Raw genomic sequence first — 1,903 nt, 5'->3', positions numbered from 1 at the left:
TGCAGGCCCCGGTGTGCCACCTGTCCGCCTACGAGGCCGCCGCGTATGCCGCCTGGGCCGGCGCCCGCCTGCCAACCGAATTCGAACTCGAACACGCCGCGGCCAGCGAGCCGGCTGCCGTGCCCCGCCACGACCTCGGCTGGATGCAACCCCGGCAGGCCGGCACCGCGATTGCTAACGAAGCCTGGTGCTGGACCTCGTCGGCTTACGCACCCTACCCCGGCTTCCGGCCCTGGAACGGTCCCGCGGCGGAGTACAACGGCAAGTTCATGATCAACCAACTGGTGCTGCGCGGTGGCAGCTGCGCCACGCCCCCGGGCCACTGGCGCAGCACTTACCGCAACTTCTTCCCGCCGGCTGCGCGCTGGCAGTTCACAGGCCTGCGCCTGGCGAGGGATGCCCGATGATCGAATTTGCCTGGGCCAACCGGCTGGCCAACCCGTTGGCAGCCGCCTTGCTGGAGGGCCTGCGCCACAAGCCGCGCGCGGTGCCGCCGAAGTTCTTCTACGACGCGCGCGGCTCGGCGCTGTTCGACCGCATCTGCGACCTGCCCGAGTACTACCCCACGCGCACCGAAATCGGCCTGCTGCAGCGCCATGCCCGCGAGATGGCCGAATGCATCGGCCCAGCCGCCGACCTGGTGGAGTTCGGCGCCGGGTCGCAGCGCAAGATCCGGCTGCTGCTGGCGGCGCTGCAGCGCCCGGTGCGTTATGTGCCGGTCGATATCTCGGCCGAACACCTGCGCGACCACGCCCGCGCGCTGGCCGCCGATCACCCGGCGCTGACCGTGCAGGCGCTGGTGGCCGACTTCAGCGCCGACATGGTGATGCCGCCGCTGCCGGCGCAGGCGCAGCGCCGCGTCGGCTTCTTCCCGGGTTCGTCGATCGGCAACTTCACGCCGACCGAGGCGCTGCAGTTTCTTCGCCGCAGTGCCGGCTGGTTGCGTGGCGGCGGCTTGCTGATCGGCGTCGACCTGGTCAAGGACCCGGCGCTGCTGCACCGGGCCTACAACGACGCGGTCGGCATCACTGCCGAATTCAACAAGAACCTGCTGGTGCGGGCCAACAGCGAGTTGGGCGCCGATTTCGACGTGGGCGCCTTCCATCACCACGCGTTCTACGACCCGCGTGGGCAGCGCATCGAGATGCACTTGGTCAGCGCGCGGCGCCAGTCGGTCAGCATCTATGGCGAGCGCTTCCTGTTCGACGAAGGGGAGTCGCTGCATACCGAGAACTCGTGCAAGTACACGGTCGATGGGTTTCAGCGCCTGGCGCGCGACGCCGGCTTCGAGCCGCAGGCGGTGTGGTGCGATGACGCGAAGCTGTTCAGCGTGCACTGGCTCGCGGCACCCGCCTGCTGAAGCTGCGCGTCAACCCGCGATGTGCTGAGTGCGGCGGCGCCGCCTGTTGCAGGCGTGCCGCAGGCCGTCGCTCGTTCACACGGCGTTTACCGGCCGTACGCATGCTGCGCGGCGATGATCCCCAAGCCTGCCCAAGCTTTCCGGTCGCCCACGCTGCGGCCCTTGTCGTCCCTTGCCGCGTTCGGGCTGTTGCACGCCGCCGCCGCATTCGCCGCCGATGACGCGGCTGCACTGCCCGCCGCATCGGCTTCAGCGCCACGCGCGGCCTCGGCGCCCGCCGGCGCTGCATCGGCCGCCCGCCGGGCCGCCGACAGCCGGCCGCAGCAGGTCGAGATCGTCGGCAACGCGGCGCCCGACAGCACGGCCGAGCGCCGCCGCTCCACCGCCTCGCGCATCGTGGTCGGCCGCGAGGAGATCGACCGCATGGGCGACGGCACGCTGGGCGAAGTGCTCAAGCGCCTGCCCGGCGTCACGCTCGGCGGCCCGCCCGGGCGCGGCGGCCAGATCCGCATGCGCGGCATGGGCGGTGGCTACACGCAGATC

At 71.2% G+C, this 1,903-nt stretch carries 3 protein-coding genes; all 3 read left to right on the top strand.

Features of this window, described 5'->3' with window-relative positions:
• A partial coding sequence (locus VLK61_RS16250) for an SUMF1/EgtB/PvdO family nonheme iron enzyme (RefSeq protein ID WP_325422656.1) occupies positions 1-407 on the top strand: 407 nt, incomplete at its 5' end.
• Positions 404-1,360: an L-histidine N(alpha)-methyltransferase gene (gene egtD / locus VLK61_RS16245; protein WP_325422655.1), complete on the top strand. Its 957-nt coding sequence runs from the start codon at positions 404-406 to the stop codon at positions 1,358-1,360. The genes VLK61_RS16250 and egtD, both read left to right, overlap by 4 nt.
• Positions 1,361-1,522: 162 nt before the next feature.
• Positions 1,523-1,903 (top strand): Plug domain-containing protein (locus VLK61_RS16240; RefSeq protein WP_325422654.1); only part of this gene is annotated, 381 nt, incomplete at its 3' end.

The sequence above is a fragment of the Aquabacterium sp. genome (assembly GCF_035476535.1).
Taxonomy (GTDB): domain Bacteria; phylum Pseudomonadota; class Gammaproteobacteria; order Burkholderiales; family Burkholderiaceae_C; genus Pseudaquabacterium.
This window is presented reverse-complemented; position numbering and strand designations above follow the sequence as displayed.

Bases quoted from the DNA above. Each gene is read 5' to 3' on its own strand.
- egtD (WP_325422655.1), top strand. From the start codon at position 404: ATGATCGAATTTGCCTGGGCCAACCGGCTGGCCAACCCGTTGGCAGCC.